This window comes from Sphingomonas sp. P4_D12 (assembly GCF_056401895.1).
In genome coordinates, this window is record NZ_JBFUIL010000030.1 from 1 (window position 1) to 547 (window position 547).

1 protein-coding gene and 1 pseudogene are annotated in these 547 nt (G+C 63.4%); both read right to left on the reverse strand.

Going from position 1 to position 547, the window contains the following annotated elements:
• Positions 1-240: pseudogene (locus AC1DSD_RS22445) on the reverse strand (hypothetical protein); the annotation flags it as partial.
• Positions 191-547, reverse strand: a 357-nt coding sequence (locus AC1DSD_RS22450) for a response regulator transcription factor (protein WP_478033208.1), incomplete at its 5' end; no start/stop codon positions are given. The gene AC1DSD_RS22450 and the pseudogene AC1DSD_RS22445, both read right to left, overlap by 50 nt.

Below are 547 nucleotides of genomic sequence, written 5' to 3' on the forward strand. Positions count from 1 at the left end.
GCGGTCGGGCGCGCTGCTGAATTGCGCGAGCATCTCGCGATGATGCGTGATCGGCCCGGCGATCAGGTGCGGGAAAAAGGTGATGAACAGCGCGTAGTTGAGCGGATCGCGCTCGCTGACCCGGCCACCATAGGCGTCGACCAGATAGGCGACTTGCCGGAAAGTGAAGAACGAAATGGCGAGCGGGAGGTCAGCCGAGTTGGGGCGAAGCCTGACCGGCGCCGTTGCGTATCTTGCCACAGGGAGGGTGCGATGAAAGCGTCTCGTTCAATCGCTCGCCGACCGCCCAGATGGCGGCCTGGGTCCTGTTCTGGACGCCGACCTTGCGAAGAATGGCCTTCACATGGACCTTCACCGTCGCCTCGCTGATCTCGAGCTGGCGCGAGATGATCTTGTTGGGGTGCCCGCTCACCAGACAGGCGAGAATTTCGATTTCCCGCAGTGACAGGCCGGCCTGCTTCATCGACTGGCTGGTGCCCGGCGACAGCCCGAGATTGGGATGCGTGGGCAGGAACTCGGCCAGGTTCGACGGCATCACCTTCTCGCC